16 protein-coding genes are annotated in these 20,243 nt (G+C 31.3%); all 16 read left to right on the top strand.

Features of this window, described 5'->3' with window-relative positions:
• Positions 1-118: 118 nt before the first annotated feature.
• A complete protein-coding gene (locus NBE98_RS03510; protein ID WP_250812666.1) occupies positions 119-1,240 on the top strand; it encodes a glycosyltransferase in 1,122 nt (373 codons plus the stop codon).
• Between the two features lie 39 nt (positions 1,241-1,279).
• Positions 1,280-2,284 (top strand): glycosyltransferase family 2 protein, encoded by a 1,005-nt coding sequence (locus NBE98_RS03505; protein ID WP_250812665.1) that lies wholly within the window; start codon positions 1,280-1,282, stop codon positions 2,282-2,284.
• Positions 2,285-2,322: 38 nt separating this feature from the next.
• A complete protein-coding gene (locus NBE98_RS03500; RefSeq protein WP_250812663.1) occupies positions 2,323-4,629 on the top strand; it encodes an N-acetylglucosaminidase in 2,307 nt (768 codons plus the stop codon).
• Positions 4,630-4,711: 82 nt separating this feature from the next.
• The gene (locus tag NBE98_RS03495) at positions 4,712-7,054 is read left to right on the top strand and encodes an N-acetylmuramoyl-L-alanine amidase (RefSeq protein WP_250812661.1); all 2,343 of its coding nucleotides are present in this window, start codon (positions 4,712-4,714) and stop codon (positions 7,052-7,054) included.
• A 203-nt stretch (positions 7,055-7,257) separates the two neighbouring features.
• Positions 7,258-8,874, top strand: coding sequence for an O-antigen ligase family protein (locus tag NBE98_RS03490; protein ID WP_250812659.1), 1,617 nt, complete (start codon positions 7,258-7,260; stop codon positions 8,872-8,874).
• A gap of 24 nt (positions 8,875-8,898) precedes the next feature.
• Positions 8,899-10,125, top strand: a complete 1,227-nt coding sequence (locus tag NBE98_RS03485; RefSeq protein ID WP_250812658.1) for a glycosyltransferase — start codon at positions 8,899-8,901, stop codon at positions 10,123-10,125.
• Positions 10,126-10,144: 19 nt separating this feature from the next.
• Positions 10,145-11,686: a murein biosynthesis integral membrane protein MurJ gene (gene murJ / locus NBE98_RS03480; protein WP_250812655.1), complete on the top strand. Its 1,542-nt coding sequence runs from the start codon at positions 10,145-10,147 to the stop codon at positions 11,684-11,686.
• A gap of 18 nt (positions 11,687-11,704) precedes the next feature.
• Positions 11,705-12,889 (top strand): glycosyltransferase family 4 protein, encoded by a 1,185-nt coding sequence (locus NBE98_RS03475; protein ID WP_250812651.1) that lies wholly within the window; start codon positions 11,705-11,707, stop codon positions 12,887-12,889.
• Between the two features lie 99 nt (positions 12,890-12,988).
• Entirely contained in the window at positions 12,989-14,008 is a 1,020-nt protein-coding gene (locus NBE98_RS03470) for a nucleoside-diphosphate sugar epimerase/dehydratase (RefSeq protein WP_250812649.1), read from the top strand.
• A 32-nt stretch (positions 14,009-14,040) separates the two neighbouring features.
• Positions 14,041-15,165, top strand: a complete 1,125-nt coding sequence (gene wecB, locus NBE98_RS03465) for a non-hydrolyzing UDP-N-acetylglucosamine 2-epimerase (protein WP_250812647.1) — start codon at positions 14,041-14,043, stop codon at positions 15,163-15,165.
• Between the two features lie 23 nt (positions 15,166-15,188).
• Positions 15,189-16,049 carry a sugar nucleotide-binding protein gene (locus tag NBE98_RS03460; RefSeq protein WP_250812645.1) on the top strand — a complete coding sequence of 287 codons (861 nt, stop codon included), beginning with the start codon at positions 15,189-15,191 and terminating at the stop codon, positions 16,047-16,049.
• Positions 16,050-16,145: 96 nt separating this feature from the next.
• On the top strand, positions 16,146-17,249 hold the full coding sequence (locus NBE98_RS03455) for a Gfo/Idh/MocA family protein (RefSeq protein ID WP_250812644.1): 1,104 nt from the start codon (positions 16,146-16,148) through the stop codon (positions 17,247-17,249).
• Positions 17,249-17,989, top strand: a complete 741-nt coding sequence (locus NBE98_RS03450; RefSeq protein ID WP_250812643.1) for an N-acetyltransferase — start codon at positions 17,249-17,251, stop codon at positions 17,987-17,989. The genes NBE98_RS03455 and NBE98_RS03450 overlap by 1 nt, the downstream gene beginning before the upstream one ends.
• 15 nt (positions 17,990-18,004) lie before the next feature.
• Positions 18,005-19,057 (top strand): non-hydrolyzing UDP-N-acetylglucosamine 2-epimerase, encoded by a 1,053-nt coding sequence (wecB, locus tag NBE98_RS03445; RefSeq protein ID WP_250812642.1) that lies wholly within the window; start codon positions 18,005-18,007, stop codon positions 19,055-19,057.
• A 32-nt stretch (positions 19,058-19,089) separates the two neighbouring features.
• Positions 19,090-19,743, top strand: a complete 654-nt coding sequence (locus NBE98_RS03440; protein WP_250812640.1) for a sugar transferase — start codon at positions 19,090-19,092, stop codon at positions 19,741-19,743.
• A gap of 258 nt (positions 19,744-20,001) precedes the next feature.
• Positions 20,002-20,238: a hypothetical protein gene (locus tag NBE98_RS03435; RefSeq protein ID WP_250812639.1), complete on the top strand. Its 237-nt coding sequence runs from the start codon at positions 20,002-20,004 to the stop codon at positions 20,236-20,238.
• Positions 20,239-20,243 lie beyond the last annotated feature (5 nt).

Here is a 20,243-nt window from a genome sequence, read left to right as displayed (position 1 = left end):
AAAATAACTTATTATTAATTGGAGTTATTCTGTAAATGATGTATAATTATTTTAGTCGTATAGTGTATAATAACTGAATATTAGATAAACATAAAATGAATTATGGAAAAATGAGGATGTGAAAACTTTGAAGATAGCTATGATACTTACTAATGGGTTTGATCCAGATCCAAGAGTATACAAAGAAGCAAAATCTTTAGTTAAATTAGGTCATAATGTAGAAATTTTGTGCTGGGATAGGGAATCTAAATACAAGGATACACCTGAAGAATTATTAGATGGAATAGTTATAAAAAGGTTTTTTGGCGAAGCACAGTACGGAACAGGTTACAAGCAAGGTTTTAAGTTTTTAAGTTTTAAGAAAGATGTCCTAGATTATATGATGCATCATCATTTTGATGCAATACATTGCCATGATTTTGATGGACTATTTATTGGATATAGCATCAACAAAAAATTAAAATTAAAGTTAGTTTATGACGAACATGATTTGTTTTATATGTATTTTGCTGACAGGCCAGGTAAATTAAATAAAATTATATATAACTTTATTATTTCCTGGGAAAAAATGATGTTGAAAAATGTAGATAATCATATAGTAGTTACTTCAGAAATGAAAAAACTATACGAAAATATAAGTAAAAGTATATATGTAGTCACAAATGCTCCTTCAAAGGATATCTTTAGAGATATAGCAAAAACTCCGAGTAATAAACTAAGAATAGGTTATATTGGTTCTGTAAGATATCTTGAGGAGCTTAAGATATTGGCAGATATTTCTCAAAAGTTTGAAGAGAAAATAGAAGTTATTATATCAGGAAGGGGCATAGCGTTAGACGAACTAAAAGAATACTGTAAAGGTTATGATAATATAAAAATAACTGGAGCTTATAGTTTTAGTGATTTAGAGAATCTCTATAAAAATACAGATATTACATATGCATTTTATCCGAGTAGAATATCATCTATATCTATGCCAAATAAATTTTATGAAAGTATCATAACTGAAACGCCTATAATTGCTAATAAATTTATGGAGTTTGGAAGAGAAGTAGAAAAACATAAATTAGGATATGCTATAGATGAAGAAAATTTAGAACTGGACTTAGAAAAAGCTATTTTAGAATTAATTAGCGATGACAGCAAGGTTGAATATTTTAAGAATCAGATGAAAGCAATAAAAGAAGATTATTTATGGGAAGCAAATGAGAGAAGATTATCTGAAATTTATTCTAAATAGATGATAATATCAATAAGTGAAATGGAGGTGTATCTTAAATTGAGTGAAAAGAGAGATGTCACAGTTATAATGCCGGTATTCAATGAGGAAAAGCATATTTCAAACTCCATTGAATGTATTATAAATCAGGAGTGGGAAAACTGTATAGAAATATTGGTAGTAGATGGAGAATCAACGGACAATACTGTTAATATAATTAAGGAAATGTCTAAGAAATTACCACAAAATAGAACTATTAAGATCTATAGCAATCCAAAGAGATACATACCAGTATCATTGAATATTGCATGTGAAAATGCTTCTAATAACATAATAGTAAGAGTCGATGGACATACATATGCTCCTTCAGATTATGTTAAAGAGTCGGTTAGAGCACTCGAATCAATTGATTTTAATGGAACTACGGGTGGTAGATGTATTATTAAGGCATCTGGGAAAACAAAAATGGCTATAGCCATTTCTATAGGAGTAAGTAATAAGTTTGGAGTAGGTAACGCTTTATATAGAACTATAAATGAAGATAAAAAAACTTTGCTTGAAGTAGACACAGTCCCATTTGGAGCTTTTACTAAAGAATTATGGACTGAAATAGGCGGATATGATGAAGCCTTGCTATATGACGAAGACTATGACTATAACTATAGGATAAAGAAAAGTGGAAAAAAAGTAATACTGAATACAAAGATAGTTTTGGATTATTTTTCTAGAAAAGATATCAAATCTTTATGGGGACAATACTTTAGGTATGGTTACTGGGCAAACAGATTTTGTTTAAAACATAAAGTTATACCTTCAGTTAGAAGATTAATTCCGATGAGTTTTGTTATGAGTTTACTTGCTTGGCTTATTATCTATTTGCCAGCCTTTTATGCATTACTAGCTATATACTTAGTCACAATGCTAATAATATCCTTGTACGAGGGGGCATTTAAAAGAAAGGATTTAGCCTTAGGCATTAACCTTATGTTAGTATTTTTAACACTTCATTTTTCCTACGGCATTGGAGGATGGATAAGTTTATTTTATAAAGGATTGAGAAAATAGAAAATACAATTATAAATGAACATAGGGGGAAGGGAATTTTGAAAGAAAAATTAAAAAGATTTTTAGTATCTATTATAACCAGTAGCTTTATTTTAGTTTGTTTCTCATTTGTTGGTGTACAAGCTGCTACTAGAACTGCAGATGAGTATTACAATCTATACAAACAGTATAATCAATATGAACCATATAACGCTTTAAAACTATTAGTTGAGGCAAATGCTAACTACCCACAGGATGTAAGATTTATCAACGGAATAAATAAAGAATCTAAAACTATTATAGAATGGAGTATTGGAAGTCATAATAATAAAAACTTTGAGGGTGCAATATATGGTTATGATACTATACTAGGCACAAGTTCAGCTCATACTAGTATTAAGGATTTTGCTAAAAGGCAAAAGGTGCAGGCGCAAACTAGTAAGCTGCCTATTAGTGCTAATGAATACTACGCCTTAACAACAAAATATGATAGCTATCAACCTTATGCAGCTCTAACTATTTTAAGTGAGGCAATCGTTGGATATCCAAATGATAAGAGATTTATTAATGGGGTTAATGAACGAACCAACACTATATTTGAGTGGAGTCAAGGAAGTCACTCAAATAGACATTTCGATACTTCTATTTATGGATACCAAACTGTAATTAACACCTTAGAAGCGTCTTCCGAGCTAAAGTCAAAAGCAGAAATATTTATGTCTTATGCAAAAAATAATAAGATGTTTTACACTGCGGAACAATATAATTCAACTGCATCACAATATATTCAAACACAACCTTATGATGCCTTAAAAATATATTCTGAAGCACTTTTGGTTTATCCTGGCGATAAGAGAATTAAAGATGGGTCAGTAAAAAGTGCTAGAACTATATTAGAATGGTCATTAGGCAGTCATAGTAAAGGGAATTATGAGGCTGCGGCATATGGTTATCGCAAGGTGTTAGAAGCACAAGTGTTAGATTACTTAAAAAGTTATGCTCAAAAACAAAAGGATAGAGCTGATAGCAAGAAAGCGCCAATTACAGTTAAAGAATATACTTCACAAATTAATATCTTAGGCAGTGATAAACCTTACGATAAATTAAAGCTAAGCTCAGAAGCATTAATTATTTCTCCTAGTGAAAATACTTTAAAAACATCTTTAAATGAATCAGCAGCTACAATATTAGATTGGAGTTTTGGAAGTCATTTAAGAGGAAACTTTGATTCTGCGCTTTATGGATACGGGAGGATAATAGAAGCGCCAGATGTGAAGACTTATATATATAATGGTGCAGTAAGACAAAATCAGCAAGCAGTAAAAGTATTATATCCTTTAAAACTTAGCGATTATAATAAGATGGAAATGCCTAATGTAAATATATCGCCGTATAATGCACTAAACATATACTCAGAAATTTATACTATGTTTAATGATAGTAATGCAAAAACTAAAATTAATGATAGTGCAGCAGTAATTCTTGACTGGAGTAAGGGATCACATAAAAGAGATTATTACGGGGCTGCTATATATGGGTACGACGAAATAATAAGCAACCCATATGTTAACTCACAAATATATGGACAAGCAAATGCTCTAAAGGCTATAGCAGAAAAAGGTATTTCTTATAATGAAGATAGTCGTTACGTAATTAATACAAGCTACGGTATTACTTTCAATGAAATGGTAGATCTCCAAATGGCAAAAGGAGGGCCTCTTACTTATGTAAATGGTTCTGGTTGGGTGTCAGCTAATAGAACTGAGGTTGAGCATTATGCAAATCCTATGAATTTTATGACGGGAAACAATATTTATCAGTTTTTGGTTTTAAGTGGACAAGCTGGTATAAGCACTGAGGATTTAAATGCGCTTCTAGTGGATAAAGGAAATCTTAAAGGTACAGCAGCTGCCTTTATAGAGGCATCACGAAAGTATAATATAAATGAAATATATCTTGTATCACACTCTTTACTTGAAACCGGTAATGGTACTAGTTTACTTGCAACTGGAACTTCTTATAATGGCAAAGTTGTTTATAACATGTTTGGCGTAGGAGCTTATGACAAACCGTTCTACCCTACTGACACAGGAGCAAATCCAACTGCTTGGGGAGCAAAATATGCCTATGATAACGGATGGTTTACTCCAGAGGCGGCTATAATTGGCGGAGCTAAGTTTATTGGAAATGGTTATATAAATAAGGATCAAGATACTTTGTACAAAATGAAGTGGAATCCCAATAATGTTAGTCATCAGTATGCCACTGATGTTGCATGGGCAACAAAACAAATATCAAGAATAAAAAGCCTTTATGATAAGGCAAAAAATTATATACTCAGATTTGATATACCTATATATAAGTAGGCATTACAGTGATTTATAGCTGATTATATTAATATAATCAGCTATTTTAAAGCTTTGAGACGAGAAGCAAGGAGATATAAGAATGAAAAAAATACAGACTATACTATTGTTCATAGTATTATTAATAATACCTATAAATAGTATTCGTGCGGCAGAAAAAACTGCTAATGATTACTATGAGATAATAAAAAAATATGCAGATGAACAACCATACCAGGCTTTAATAGTTCTGAAAGAGGCAAATGCTGCATACCCTGAAGATCAAAGATTTATTAATGGAATAAAAGAAAGAACACTAACTATTGCAAACTGGAGTCAAGGAAGCCATGAAAGAGGAAATTATTTAGGATCAATATATGGTTATGATACTATTATTGATACTAAGGCTGCACCACAATACGTTAGAGATTTTGCTGTTAGACAAAAAGCATTGGCATCAGACAATAAAGGTATACTTTCTTTAAATGACTATATGTCGCTACTGTCTAAGTACAATGAATATCAACCATATGATCTTCTTAGAATTTATAGTGAAGCACAAGTTGGATATCCTAATGATAACAGGTTAAAAGACGGAATAAATAAAAATTCAAATACTATATTAGAGTGGAGTATAGGAAGCCACCAAAGGAAAAATTATGAGGCCGCAATATATGGATATAATACTATTGTAAATGCGCCTGATAGCGTTTATAAAGAAGTAAAGGATAAAGCGATTTTACTAATGGGATATGCAAAACAAGGAAAAGAGTATTATACTGCAGATGAATATTATGTGATGACTCAAAAGATAGACCAGGACCACCCATATGATGCATTAAGTCTAAGTGTAAGAGCAAATAGGGCATATCCTAAGGATAAAAGATTTATTAATTTAATTAATTCTAGTGCTGCTACAATTTTAGAGTGGAGCATAGGAAGCCATTCAAATAATAATTTTGAAGGTGCAATTTATGGGTATGATACAATAAAGGATATTTCCTTATTACCTCAATATATAAAAAATTTTGCTATTAGACAAGCTAAACAGGCAGTTAATCATAAACCAGTTATGACTGCAGATGAGTATAACAGTATAGCAATGCAATATGATAGCACAGAGCCTTACAAATTGTTAAAAATTTATAACGAAGCACTAGTAGGTTATCCTAAAAATGAAAAGTTTAAAGAAGAACTTTCCAAAAGTGCTAAGACAATACTGGAATGGAGCAATGGAAGTCACAGCAGGTTCTCCTTTGGGGCTGCAATTTATGGTTATGATACAATAATAAATTCTTATGCGCCAGCATACATGAAAAAATATGCAGAGAGACATAAGTTAAACGCAGAACAAAAGAAATTACCTTTAACTCTAGAAGAGTATTTATATTTAGTAAAACAAACCTCAATAAATACACCCTATGAACTCTTGATTATAAGTAATGAATCGTTAATAAGTTATCCAAATGAAGATAGATTTATTACAGCTGTAAATGATGCTGCTAGCATTATATTAGACTGGAGTATTGGCAGTCATATTAGAGGAAACTATAGCTCAGCAATATATGGATATAAATGCATATTAGATGCCTCATATATTAATGATACAATAAGAATGAAAGCAATTAAAAATATAGAAATGGCCCAAAAGGGAATATATAGTATTATAGGAAATAAAACAATTGTACTAGATGCAGGACATAATTTCGGTGGAGATGATGGTGCGTATGGCAATGGGTATGCTGAAAGAACCTTAAACATGCAAGTAGTAATGGAATTGCAAAACATACTTCAGGAAAATGGAGTTAAAACAATACTTACTAGAAAACCTGGAGAGGAAACTTACGAAAGTGCAGGAGAAAGTCTTGCACAGCGAGCTACAATTGCAAATGAATCTAATGCAGATCTATTCTTGAGTATACATCATGATAGCAACGATGATTCAAGAGCAAATGGCACTTCAGCCTTCTATAGCTCTTTTAGAAATCAATTGGACACTAGTGATGTATATGTAGAAATTACTGACACAGTAAATATAAGAAGGGGTAGTCCAGCAGCTCAGGTAATAGCTGTTGCTAAGCCTGGAGAGAGATATGCATATATTTCAGAGCAGGACAAGGGGTTTTTAATCAATTATAAAGGCACACAAGCTTGGGTTAGCAATGGTTACAGCAGAGCTTATGACCCTACTCCTTCAGAGGCTGCAAAATTAAGTAAAAATATTGCAGAAACTATTTCAGAAAATATAAGTTCACTTGGGTTAAGAAATAGAGGGATAACAGATAGGAATTTATACGTTACAAGAAGCACTATCATGCCATCAGTATTAGTAGAAGTGGGTTTTATTTCAAATACACAAGAAATAAACAAAATTGCTCAACCAAGTTTTCAAAAACAAGTGGCTATGAAAATCTGGAACGCTATTGTAAGTATATTTAAAGTATAATATTATAGAATACTTTGTAAATGAGGAGGCTATGCTAAAGGATTAGCATAGCCTCCTCATGTTTATGTATGAAATATTCCATGGGAAGCACTATAGTTTGTGAAGTGTTGAATTTTTACAGTATGTGTAGTAATATTGATATTGGTGTATTTTCTTATCATAACTTATATTTAATAACTTGAGAGTTTAATGGGGTGACTGTTTTGGAAATTAAGAATGCTAACGGATTGAGTATTGTCAATTTGGTGTTTTTATTATTAATTTTAATATCGACTATATTTTATAGTAATCAAATACTAGTACACTTAGCTGCGTTAGTATTTACATTGTTCGTATATAAATGTTTTGCAAAGGATATAAAACAGTACTTATATTTCATTTCAATATTTTTAGCACTCATAGGTTCAGGTGTAATGGTTCCAATTACAAAAACAATTGGTATTAATCTTTGGTATATAAGTGTTTTTGCTTATTACGTCTACTTTATTATTGAAATAATAAAAGATAAAAAATTCACATTAGACTTAAAAATCTTCAAAAATAAATTTGCCGTTTTTTTTATAATTTTTATTTGCTATATTTTAATCAGTTTATTTTTTGCCAGCGATTTACTGTTTTCTTTAAGAGCTTTAAAATTATTTATGGTAATGATACCACTAACAATAATGTTTATAATACAAAATCTTCAACAGGATATATTAAACAAAACATTCAAATTTCTATTATATGCCTATACTTTTGTTTTATTATTTGGAACCTTTGAAGTCTTTGGTTTTAAGTTTGGCTTGGACAATAGTTTGATTGCTCAAGGCAAATATAAATGGGATTGGAACTTTCATAAGAGAATACCAATAACTTTTTTTTATAATCAAAATAACTATGCTGTTCTTATGGTATTAGGGATGTTATTTTTATTAATTGCTGCATCATATCAAAAAAATAAGGCTAGAAAAAGGGTTTTAATAGTCTTATCAGTGATATCACAGGTAAACCTTATATTTACCTCATCTAGAACAGCGATTATAACAGTTTTTATTGTTTGCTTCTCATTATTTGTGCTTGGCGTTATTTTAAGATTAAAAGACTTATTTGTAAATTCTATAAAGTATACACTATTAATTTGCCTTACTTTTATAGTTGTGTCTCTCTTTAAAGTGACTCAACCTTATTATGGAAAATTTGATAGTTTACCAGGCATAAAGTTGTTAAATGCCTCCAATTATACTGTTTATGAAAAATATTTAGTAAATAATAAAATAGAGATTTTAAATAATATTAATCAAACAGAAAAGGATACTCAAAATTCAAACTCAAATAAAAAGAAAATAGAAGAGATTAAGAATCAAATAGAAGAAAATAAGTATATAGAGGAAAACAAAGAAAGATTATCTGAAGAAGGTAGTGCCTCAAATGATGTGAGATTAAACGTAATTAAAAATATTGTTAGAGGAGTTATAATCGATAAACATTACTTTGGTTTTGGTGTTGGTAATACGGGGTGGTACTTAAAGAATCAAGAAAATACTAAGGGTATAATAAATGCTCATAGCATGTGGTTTGAATTTTTAGGCGATTTTGGTATTTTTATGTTTTTATATCTTATATGCATATATTTGTATACCATACTAGAACTTATAGGAATATATAAGAGTTCTAGCGAAATCAAAAGTATGAGCTCAATAATGGCAGCTGTAGGTGTATTAGGCTTTGTATTTTTATCTTTTGGACCAAGTTCTATAGTAAATTATACTCCATTTTGGATGTTAATTGGAATATCAGGTTCAATTCTTTTAAACTACAGATATAAAAAAATAGACTAATTTTGATACTGAGAAGAGGTTAAGATGAAAGTTCTTGTATTATCACATTTATATCCTAACAATATGAATAAGGTTAGCGGGATTTTTGTCCATGAACAGGTAAAAGCTCTTAAAAAACTAGGCTGTGATATCAGAGTTATAAGCCCAGTTCCAGCAGTTCCATTTCCATTAAGTGTAGTGAGTAAAAAATGGAAAAGGTATTCTAAGATACAAAAGATTGAAGAAATCAGCGATATTAAGGCTTATTACCCAAGAATGATAATGCTGCCAAGAGATATTATTTTTCATAACAGCGGTAAAATATATTTTCATTCTATTAAACAATTACTTAAAGGCATTTATAAAGAATTTCCTTTCGATATAGTACACTGTCATACAGCTTTGCCAGACGGGTACGCTGGTTCATTAGTCGCTCAGCTGTATAATAAACCTATTGTTACGACTATACATGGAAATGACTTTCAAAATACTATTCATAAAAGTGAAAAAAGCAAAAATGCAATAGTTCATGCTATAAAATATAGCAATAAGGTTGTTACTGTTAGCAATAAGCTTAAAAATATTGGATTAAGCCTATTTCCTGATACTAATAAATTTATTACAGTGCATAATGGTGTGGACTTAAAAAATGTCCATAATTGCAATAAAGATTTATATGAAAAATATAAGAATAAGAAAGTAATTCTTTCTGTAGGAAATTTAATAAATTCAAAGGGACATGACATTACTATAAAAGCTTATAAAGAAATCTTAAAGACACATATTGATGTTCATTTAATAATAATTGGCGGCGGCGAGGAATTAACTAGTCTTAAAACCTTGATAAATGAGTTAGGTATCGAAGATAGTGTAGAGCTACTTGGACAAATGCCTCATGAAAAAGTCATGAGTTATATGGAGATATGCACTTTGTTTGTACTACCAAGCTGGAAGGAAGGCTTCGGTGTAGTATATGTTGAGGCTATGGCACATGGTAAGGCTGTAATAGGCTGCAAAGAAGAAGGAATACAGGATATTATAAATAACTGGGAAAATGGTGTGCTTGTAAATAAAAAGGATATAGAAGATCTGACTAAATCAATTACTGTACTTCTTGATAATAATAAATTAAGAGGAAATATTGAAGAAAATGCAAAAAAAACTGTGTTTGATAACCTCCAGTGGGAAAACAATGCTGAAAAGTATTTTAAAATATATAATGAACTAATTAATGATATACAGTCGCAGTTTTTGAAATTAAATATGGACTAAATAGTGTTTTGGAGGAATTATGAGTACTCGCAAGCTTGCTAAAGTTGCAGGATTATTAATGATTATAACTGTTTTAAGTAAAGCAGTAGGATTTATGAGGGAATCCCTTATAGCTAGTGCCTTTGGGGCTACATACAAAACTGATGCTTATAACGTTGCGATAATTGTACCATCTATGGTTTATGGACTTTTTGGAGGGGCTATTTCTACAACATTTATTCCTATATTAAATGAGAGTTTAGCTAAAAAGGGAAAAGAAGATTCTCTTGAATATGCCAATTCGGTGATGAATATACTATTCATTTTTTCTTTTATCTTATTTATAATAGGAGGGATTTTTTCTAGTGAACTGGTTAGCTTTATAGCACCAAAGTTTACAGAAGAAACCCATAAGTTAGCAGTAGTTCTAACTCAAATAAGTGTGGTTAATATTGTTTTTATTACACTTAATAGTGGATTTGAAGCTATCCTTCAATCCCTGGGGGAGTTTGTTGTACCTTCTTTAAGTGGATTTATAACTAGTTTACCTATTATTATCTATATAATGTTAGGTGCAAATTTTGGTATAGAAGGTCTAATAATAATATTTGTATTTGGAACATTTATGCAGGTATTAATACAGATACCTTGGTTGCTTAAAAATAAATATAAATTTAGGTTAAAAGTAAATTTCCGAGATAATAGACTTAAAACAATGCTGTTATTACTTGGTCCTGTTTTACTAGGATCTGGTGTTAGCCAAATTAATACTTTAGTAGATAGAAATATGGCCTCAGGCCTACCAGAAGGCAGTATAGCTGCACTAGGTTTTGCAAATGTTATTAGTAACATGCTTTATAGTATTTTTATAACTACTATTGTTACTGTTATTTACCCAACTATGTCAAAAGAAAGCGGCGTTGAAAATAGAGAGAAGTTTAAATATTTAATTTTAAAAGCTATTAACACAATTAGTATAATTATAGTTCCGGCTACAATTGGTGTAATGATCTTGAGAATTCCTATAATAAACATACTCTTTAAAAGAGGTGCATTCGATATAAGAGCGGTGAATATGACTAGTGAAGCTTTGCTATATCTTTGCATTGGACTATTATTTATAGGAATAAGAGATATATTAAGCAAAGCCTTTTACGCTATACAGGACACTAAGACTCCAATGTTCAATGCTATAATTGGTATAGTAATAAATATTATAGCTAATCTAATCTTAGTTAAAAGTATGGGAATTGGAGGATTAGCCTTAGGAACCTCCTTATCTTCAATTGTGTGCACCTTGTTATTAGGCAAGGATATAGTAAAAAAGATTGGCAATATGAATACCAGTATACTTTTAAAGACCGAATCAAAAATATTTGCAGCAACATCTATAATGGGAATATGTATTTATGCAGTAAATTACTTTTTATCAAGTATACGTACAAATGTAAAAGGTGAAATAATATCACTAGGTATAACTGTAGCTAGTGGTGTATTAATATATTCTGCCATGATAATGATACTTAAGGTTGAGGAGTTCGCTGACTTAATGTCTATATTAAAGAAAAAGATAAAAAAATAATTAAGAGGATGAAGATTAATGAATAGTGAAAGTAAAAAAATAGCTATACTGTCTCATATATTACCTCCTTCGCCCTCAGGGCAAGCAACAGTATTATATCAACTATTAAAGAACTATGTGAAAGACTCATATTGTCTTATTTCACTTAAAAGTCGAGCAGCTAGCACAAGAAATTCAGGTACTGAAAAGCTAAATGCAAATTACTACAACTTAAGTCATATAAGGCTTCCATATAGATTGTCATTTTTAAATACCCCATTTATGCCAATAACGAACATACTTTTAAGATTAATAAAAATGAAAAAAATATTAAAAAGTGAAAAATGTAGTGCACTAGTTGTTTGCACTGGTGATTTATATAATGTACCAGCAGCTTATCTAGCTAGCAAAGCATGTAAAATCCCCTTTGCTATTTATATGTTCGATGATTATGTTCATCAATGGACAGGATTAAATCGAATATTTTCTAAGTTTGTGGCTTCAATTATTTTTAAGAAGGCTAAAGGTATTATTGTACCAAATGAATTTTTACAAGCAGATTATTTAAAGGATTTTGAAGTTCAAACTAATGTTATTCACAATCCTTGTGAAATACCTGATGTGAACAAGCTTAAAAATAGTAAATATAAATTTGATACTAATGGGATTAACATAATATATACTGGAACAATCTACGCAGCACAGCTTAGTGCGGTGAAGAATTTAGTAGAAGCGGTAAACATGCTTGATGATAAAATAAAGGTATATTTTCATGTGTTTACATCGACTTCAAAAGCGTCATTAACTAAAGATGGCGTTGTTGGTAAAAATGTTATTTATCATGAACATGTTAAACAAGCTGATATAATGGATATTCAGGCTAGTGCAGATATCCTGTTCCTGCCGTTAGCATTTAATTCTGATTATCCAGAAGTTATAAGAACCTCTGCTCCGGGGAAAACGGGTGAGTATCTTTCAGTAGGGAAACCTATAATTGTACATGCACCGAAAGGGTCTTTTATAAGCAGCTATTTTAAGGAAAATAAATGTGGAATGGTTGTTGATGAAGACAATGTGGAACAATTGGCAAAAGCAATTTTAAAACTTGTCGAAGACAAGAATTTAAGTACACTATTAGGGGAAAACGCTAGAAGAGTATCAATAAACGATTTTAGTTTGAATATAATTCAAGAAAAATTCAACAAGTTTTTGAAGGCTCTCTAAGAATACATTAGTTACAATAGCAAATAATAACGAAAATGATGTTTAGTTTAAAGCGTCTTATTTGGCTAAGAATATATAATTAGTAAACGGAGGTAAAAAATGTTTAAAGATAAAATACTACTTATTACTGGGGGAACAGGCTCTTTCGGAAATGCAGTTTTAAAAAGATTTATTGATACAGATATTAAGGAAATACGCGTATTTAGCAGAGACGAAAAAAAGCAAGAAGATATGAGAATTGAATTGAATAATGAGAAAGTAAAGTTCTACCTAGGAGATGTAAGAGATTACGAAAGTATAAATTTTGCAATGAACAACGTAGATTATGTATTTCATGCTGCTGCCTTAAAACAAGTACCATCCTGTGAGTTTTATCCTATGCAAGCAGTAAATACAAATATCTTAGGTACTGAGAATGTAATAAGAGCCTGCATACATAATGATGTAAAAAGAGCTATCTTTTTAAGCACAGATAAAGCTGTTTATCCAATAAATGCTATGGGTATATCAAAAGCTATGATGGAAAAATTATTTGTGGCAAAATCTAGAACCTTAGATGAAAACAATACAATTCTTTGTGGAACTCGCTATGGAAATGTAATGGCATCAAGAGGATCAGTTATACCTTTATTTATTAAGCAAATAAAGGAAGGAAAACCGTTAACAGTAACAGACCCTAATATGACAAGATTTTTAATGTCACTAGATGATGCTGTTGATTTGGTATTATATGCTTTCCAATATGGAAAACAAGGAGACATATTTGTTCAAAAGGCACCAGCATCAACAATACTGGATTTAGCTGTAGCTATAAAAGAACTCTTTAATTCTGATAGTGATATAAATGTTATCGGAACTCGTCATGGGGAAAAATTATATGAAACTTTATTAACCAGAGAGGAAATGAGTAAAGCAGAAGATCTTGGTGACTACTTCAGAATATCTTCAGATAACAGAAGTTTAAACTATAATAAATACTTTGTTGAGGGAGAAGAAACAATCTCAACTTTAGATGATTATAACTCACATAACACTAAAAGATTAAATGTTGAAGAAATAAAAGAACTCTTATTAAAGCTAGACTATGTCAAAGAAGAATTGGAAAGCTGCAATAGATAGATTTATAATTAAAACAAGAAAGAGGTAATTATATGCTTAAAGTTATGACTATAGTTGGCACACGCCCAGAAATAATTAAATTAAGTCTTGTAATTAAAGAACTAGAAAAATATACAGAGCATATTTTAGTGCATACTGGTCAAAATTTTGATTATGAATTAAATGAAATATTCTTTCAACAGTTAGGTATAAAAAAGCCTGATTACTTTCTTAATGCTGTTGGTAAAAGTACAGCTGAGACTATAGCTAATGTAATAGCAGCATCTGATGTTATTTTTGAAAAGGTTAACCCGGATGCTTTGCTTGTTTATGGTGATACAAACAGCTGCCTGTCAGCAATCTCTGCAAAGCGTAGAAAGATTCCTATATTTCACATGGAAGCAGGAAATAGATGTTTTGATCTTAGGGTACCTGAAGAAATAAACAGAAAGATTATTGATCATATTAGTGATATAAATATGCCTTTAACAGAGCATGCTAGAAGATATTTGCTAGATGAGGGAATCAAACCAGAAACGATTATAAAGACTGGCTCCAGCATGAAAGAAGTATTAAACTACTACAAATCACAAATCGAAGAGTCAAATGTATTAGAAAATCTTAATCTTAAATCAAAAGATTATTTTGTTGTAAGCACTCATAGAGAAGAAAATGTAGATTCTGATGAAAACTTTAATAATTTATTGCAATCACTTCAAAGCATTGTAAATAAATATGATAAAAGAATAATTGTATCAACTCATCCACGCACTATGAAGAGACTGCAAGCTTTAGATATAAAACAGTTAGATCCAAGAATAGAGTTTCTCAAACCTCTAGGATTATTTGATTATATAAAACTTCAAATGAATGCCATTTGTGTTATATCTGATAGTGGAACAATTACTGAAGAATCTTCTATATTAAACTTCCCAGCAGTTACAATAAGGCAAGCTCATGAAAGACCAGAGGGAATGGATGAAGGTACACTAATAATGAGTGGATTAAAGAGTGAAAGAGTCCTTCAATCCATAGATATTGTTACATCACAATATGAGGAAAATAAACATTCCTTTAGAATCGTTCAGGATTATGATGTGGATAATGTATCAAAAAAAGTTGTTAGAATAATAATGAGTTATACAGACTATATTAACAGAACAGTGTGGCATAAATAATTTTAGGATAGGATGGTTATATAATGCTTAATGTATTAGTTTTAGGCTCATCTGGAATGGCGGGACATGTAATAACATTGCATTTGGAACGTAATGATAAACTAAATGTGTCAAACATATCTCATAGAAAAAGAATAAATGAAAAAACCGTGGTAATGGATGTTACTAACTTTAATTTGTTGAGTAAGTACTTAGATGAAACGAATCCAAATTTCATCATCAATTGTGTAGGTGTTTTAAACCAATTTGCGGAAGAAAATAAAGCAAATGCTATATTATTGAACGGCTATTTACCTCATTTTCTAGAAGAAAAATATAAAAATTCAACAACTAAAATAATTCATATAAGTACAGATTGTGTTTTCTCTGGAAAGGAAGGAAATTATTTTGAGGATTCCTTTAGGGATGGAGATACTTTCTATGCAAGAAGTAAAGCTATTGGGGAAATTGTAAACGAAAAAGACTTAACCTTTAGAACTTCAATAATTGGACCAGATATAAATGAAAGTGGCATAGGTTTGTTTAATTGGTTTATGAAATCAACCGGAGTAATAAATGGTTATGCAAATGCCTACTGGACAGGTGTTACAACTATAGAGCTTGCAAAGGCTATTGAAGCGGTTATCTTCAGTAATTTGACTGGGCTATACCATCTGGTTCCAGGTAATAATATAAATAAATACGACCTGACAAATTTATTTAAAAATGAATTTAATAGAGAAGATGTAGAGATTCAAAGGTATGAAAACTACTCTGTAAATAAAAGCTTGATAAATACAAGAAAAGACTTTAACTATGCAGTTCCAAATTATGAAGAAATGATATTAAATATGAGATTATGGATTGAATATAACAGGCATCTATATCCTCACTATAAGTTTTAATTATGAATAAACAATCTAAACTAAGTTATATAGAAATTAAGTAGGCTAGTCCTACTTAATTTCTATATTAGGATAATGAATGTTGGAGGGAGAGAAATGAAAAAACTAAAATTTGCCATAATAGGCTGTGGAAGAATCTCATACAAGCATGTGGAAGCTCTAGTACATAATAAAGAAGAAGCTGTTTTAGCTGCAACATGTGATGTGGTTTTAGAAAATGCAAAAGCAAAGCAGGAAGAGTACATTAAAAAGCTAGGTGAAAGTGTAGAAGTAAAGGTTTATGAGGATTATAAAGAAATGCTTGATAAGGAAGCAATAGATGTAGTAACAATCGCTACAGAAAGCGGTTACCATCCTGAAATTGCAATGTACTGCATGAATAAAGGTATACATGTTATTATAGAAAAACCTATGGCTTTATCAATAAAAGATGCCGAAGAAATGATAAAATGTGCAAAAGAAAATAATGTAAAGCTTTGTGTAAGCCATCAAAACAGATTTAACAAGCCAATTCAAATGCTTAGAAAGTCAATAGAAGAAAATCGCTTTGGAAAACTTACTAACGGAACTGCAAGAATATTGTGGAATAGAAATATGGGATATTATGAGCAGGCTCCATGGAGAGGAACTTGGGCACTAGATGGCGGAACGCTAATGAATCAATGCATACATAACATAGACCTGCTTCAATGGATGCTTGGTGGAGAAGTTGATACCGTGTACTCGCAATGCGATACTTTTATCAGAGATATTGAAGGCGAAGACTTTGGTGCAATAATAATAAGATTTAAAAATGGTGCTATAGGAATTGTAGAAGGTAGCGCCTGCATATATCCAAAGAACCTTAAAGAAACTTTAGACATATTTGGCGAAAAAGGTACAGTATGCATAGGCGGTCTTGCTGTTAACAAAATCGAATCGTGGAGATTTGAAAACAACAGTGAAGAAGAGGCTGCTATATTAAAATCACAAGAGGAAGATCCAGATAGTGTATATGGCTTTGGGCATACTCCTTTATTTAAGGATATGATAGATGCCATAAATAATGATAGAGAGCCTTTAGTAAACGGGGAGCAGGGAATGAAAGGCATGTCTATTATACTTGCTGCCTACAAATCAAGACTAACAGGGCTTCCAGTTAAATTCCCTATGGAAAACTTTTCAACACTAGATATGGTGGGAATTCAGGAGGAAGCATAATGAACTATATTTCTGAAAAAAGCAAGCTGGGTGTAAATGTTTCATTAGGACATTTCGTAGTTATAAAAGATGATGTAACTATAGGTGAAAACTGTCTTATAGGAAATAATGTTGTTATTCATGAAGGCACAGTTATAGGAAATAGCGTAAGAATAGATGATAATACAGTAATAGGAAAGCAGCCAATGAGAGCTGTAAACAGTATTTTTAAAGATGAAAAGAAGCTTCCATCTGCTAAAATAAATGATAATTGTCTTATCGGAGCAGGAGTAATCATATACTGTGGATGTGAAATAGGTAAAAACACTTTAGTTGCAGACCTTTCTACTATAAGAGAAAACGTAACTATAGGAGAGAAAACTATCATTGGCAGAGGAGTTGCTGTAGAAAACTTCTGTAAAGTAGGCTCAAACTGCAAGCTTGAAACCAATGTATATCTTACTGCATATTCTGAGGTAGAGGATAATGTATTTATTGCTCCAGGAGTAGTAACCTCCAACGATAACTTTGCAGGAAGAACTAAGGAAAGATTTAACCACTTTAAAGGTGTAACCGTTAAAAAAGGTGGAAGAATTGGAGCACAGGCAACAATACTTCCAGGTAAGATAATACATGAAGATGGATTTGTTGCAGCAGGAAGTGTTGTAACAAAAGATGTAGAGAGTGCGGTTATTGCAGTGGGAAATCCAGCAAAGGTTCTAAGAAATGTACCAGAGAATCAGCTTCTTAAAAACCAGTAGAAGGGGTAAGCAAATATGAAAATACTAACGGTAATAGGGGCAAGACCTCAGTTTATAAAGGCCGCTGCAGTATCTAACATAATTAGACAGCAGCATGAGGAAATATTAGTACACACAGGACAGCATTATGATGAAAATATGTCTAAGGTTTTCTTCGATGAACTTGAGATACCAAAACCAGACTATAATTTGTCTGTAGGCTCAGGGGGACATGGTTTTCAAACAGGAACCATGCTCATGAAGCTTGAAGAAATATACTTGAAGGAAAAACCTGATCTTGTATTAGTTTATGGCGATACAAATTCAACTCTTGCAGGAGCGCTTTGTGCAAGCAAGATGTTGATTCCAGTAGCGCACGTAGAGGCAGGTCTTAGAAGCTTTAATATGAACATGCCAGAAGAGCAAAATAGAATTCTTACAGATCATCTATCAAAATACCTTTTCGTACCTACTTCTTCTGCAGAGATAAACCTTAAAAACGAAGGTGTAATAAAGGGTGTTTACAATGTAGGAGACGTAATGTATGATGGAGTACTTCGCTTTAAAAAGCTAGCGGAGAAAAAGTCAAACATAGTAGAAAAATTAGGCTTATCCAAGAATGGATATATTCTAACTACTATTCATAGAGCAGAAAATACAAATGATATAAATAGATTAAAAAATATAATTGAAGCTTTAAATGAGAGCAATGAAAAAATAATACTTCCACTTCATCCGAGAACAAAAAAATATATTGAAGATTATGGTCTTAAGTTTTATGAAAACATTAAAGTAATAGAACCAATAGGCTACCTTGATATGATTTCACTAGAAATGCATGCTAAAAAGATAGTTACAGACAGTGGCGGAGTTCAAAAGGAAGCTTTCTTTATGGAAAAGCCCTGCATTACTATGCGGGATGAAACAGAGTGGGTAGAAACAGTTGAAAATGGCTGGAATGTAATAGTTGGTACAAACAAAGATAAAATACTAAATGCTATTATATCCTTTGTTCCAGAGCAAAAACAAAAGAATATCTTTGGAGATGGTTCTGCTGCAAATAAGATATTAGATATTATAAACAGCTAGAATTATAAAATTATTAAGGATGGTGGCAGTAAATGTATTGTATCGATACCAATACAGATATGGGGAAGTATTTAGAAAACAAAAAAATCCACTTTTTTCTAAAAAGAGCCATGGATATCTTTCTATCTTTACTAGGAATCATAGTGGCATCCCCTATATATATACTTACAATAATAGCAATAAAGCTTGATTCAAAGGGGCCTGCTATTTTTAAACAGGTGAGAGTAGGAAAAGACGGGAAAGACTTTGTAATATATAAGTTTAGAACGATGGTTGTTGGAGCGGATAAAAAAAGAGAGCTTGAGATAAACCCAGAAGATATAGGAAACTTTGTTTTTCAGAGCAAAAGCGATAATAGAATAACAAAGCTTGGAGCCTTTTTAAGAAGCTCCAGTATAGATGAGCTTCCACAGCTTTTCAACGTACTTAATGGAACCATGAGTCTTGTAGGTCCAAGACCGGAAATTCCGGATGTTGTTAAGTATTATCCAGAAAGCTACAGACAGCGTCTTTTAGTGCTTCCGGGCATAACAGGACTTGCACAGGTAAGTGGAAGAGGGGAAATAGAGCTTGGAAAAACTATAGAATATGATTTAACCTATATAAAAAATTTCTCCATATTCCTAGATATAAAAATATTATTTAAAACAGTAACTTCAGTATTTAATAAAGAGGGAGCTTTTTAAAAAGCTCTGATAAAAGTAGTTCTTTAAGCAAAGAACTACTTTTTTATATTTCTAATACTGAACGTCAAACAGATTACATTAACAATATCGATAATAAAACTAAATAGACCCGTAACCCCACCTTTTAACATTTTTCGTTGCATTCACGCAAAAGTTGTAAAAATATTTTGAAAAATATTGAAATACATAAAATACCAATGCTACAATTAATATACGCTGTAAATGCGGCGAAGAAATAATAGGAAGGATGGGGAATATATGAAATTCAATAATGAAGAATTTGCTGAGTTTGTACAGTCACATTTTGGAGGAAATTTTAATGAGTGCGGTAGAAAGATTAAGGTAGCAGCAAGCACAGCTTGGAGAGTAGCACATGGCTATAATAAGGCAGGACTTAAGTTTATTACCTGTGTAATAGATTACTGCAACGAAAATAATGTAAGCTACAGCCACATGATCTTTTTAGACAAACAATTTGCCCAGGCAATAAATTAAAGAAG

The sequence above is a fragment of the Clostridium swellfunianum genome, assembly GCF_023656515.1.
GTDB lineage: Bacteria > Bacillota > Clostridia > Clostridiales > Clostridiaceae > Clostridium_AT > Clostridium_AT swellfunianum.
The sequence above is the reverse complement of the archived record's forward strand: the minus strand, read 5'-3'. Positions and strand labels throughout refer to the sequence as shown.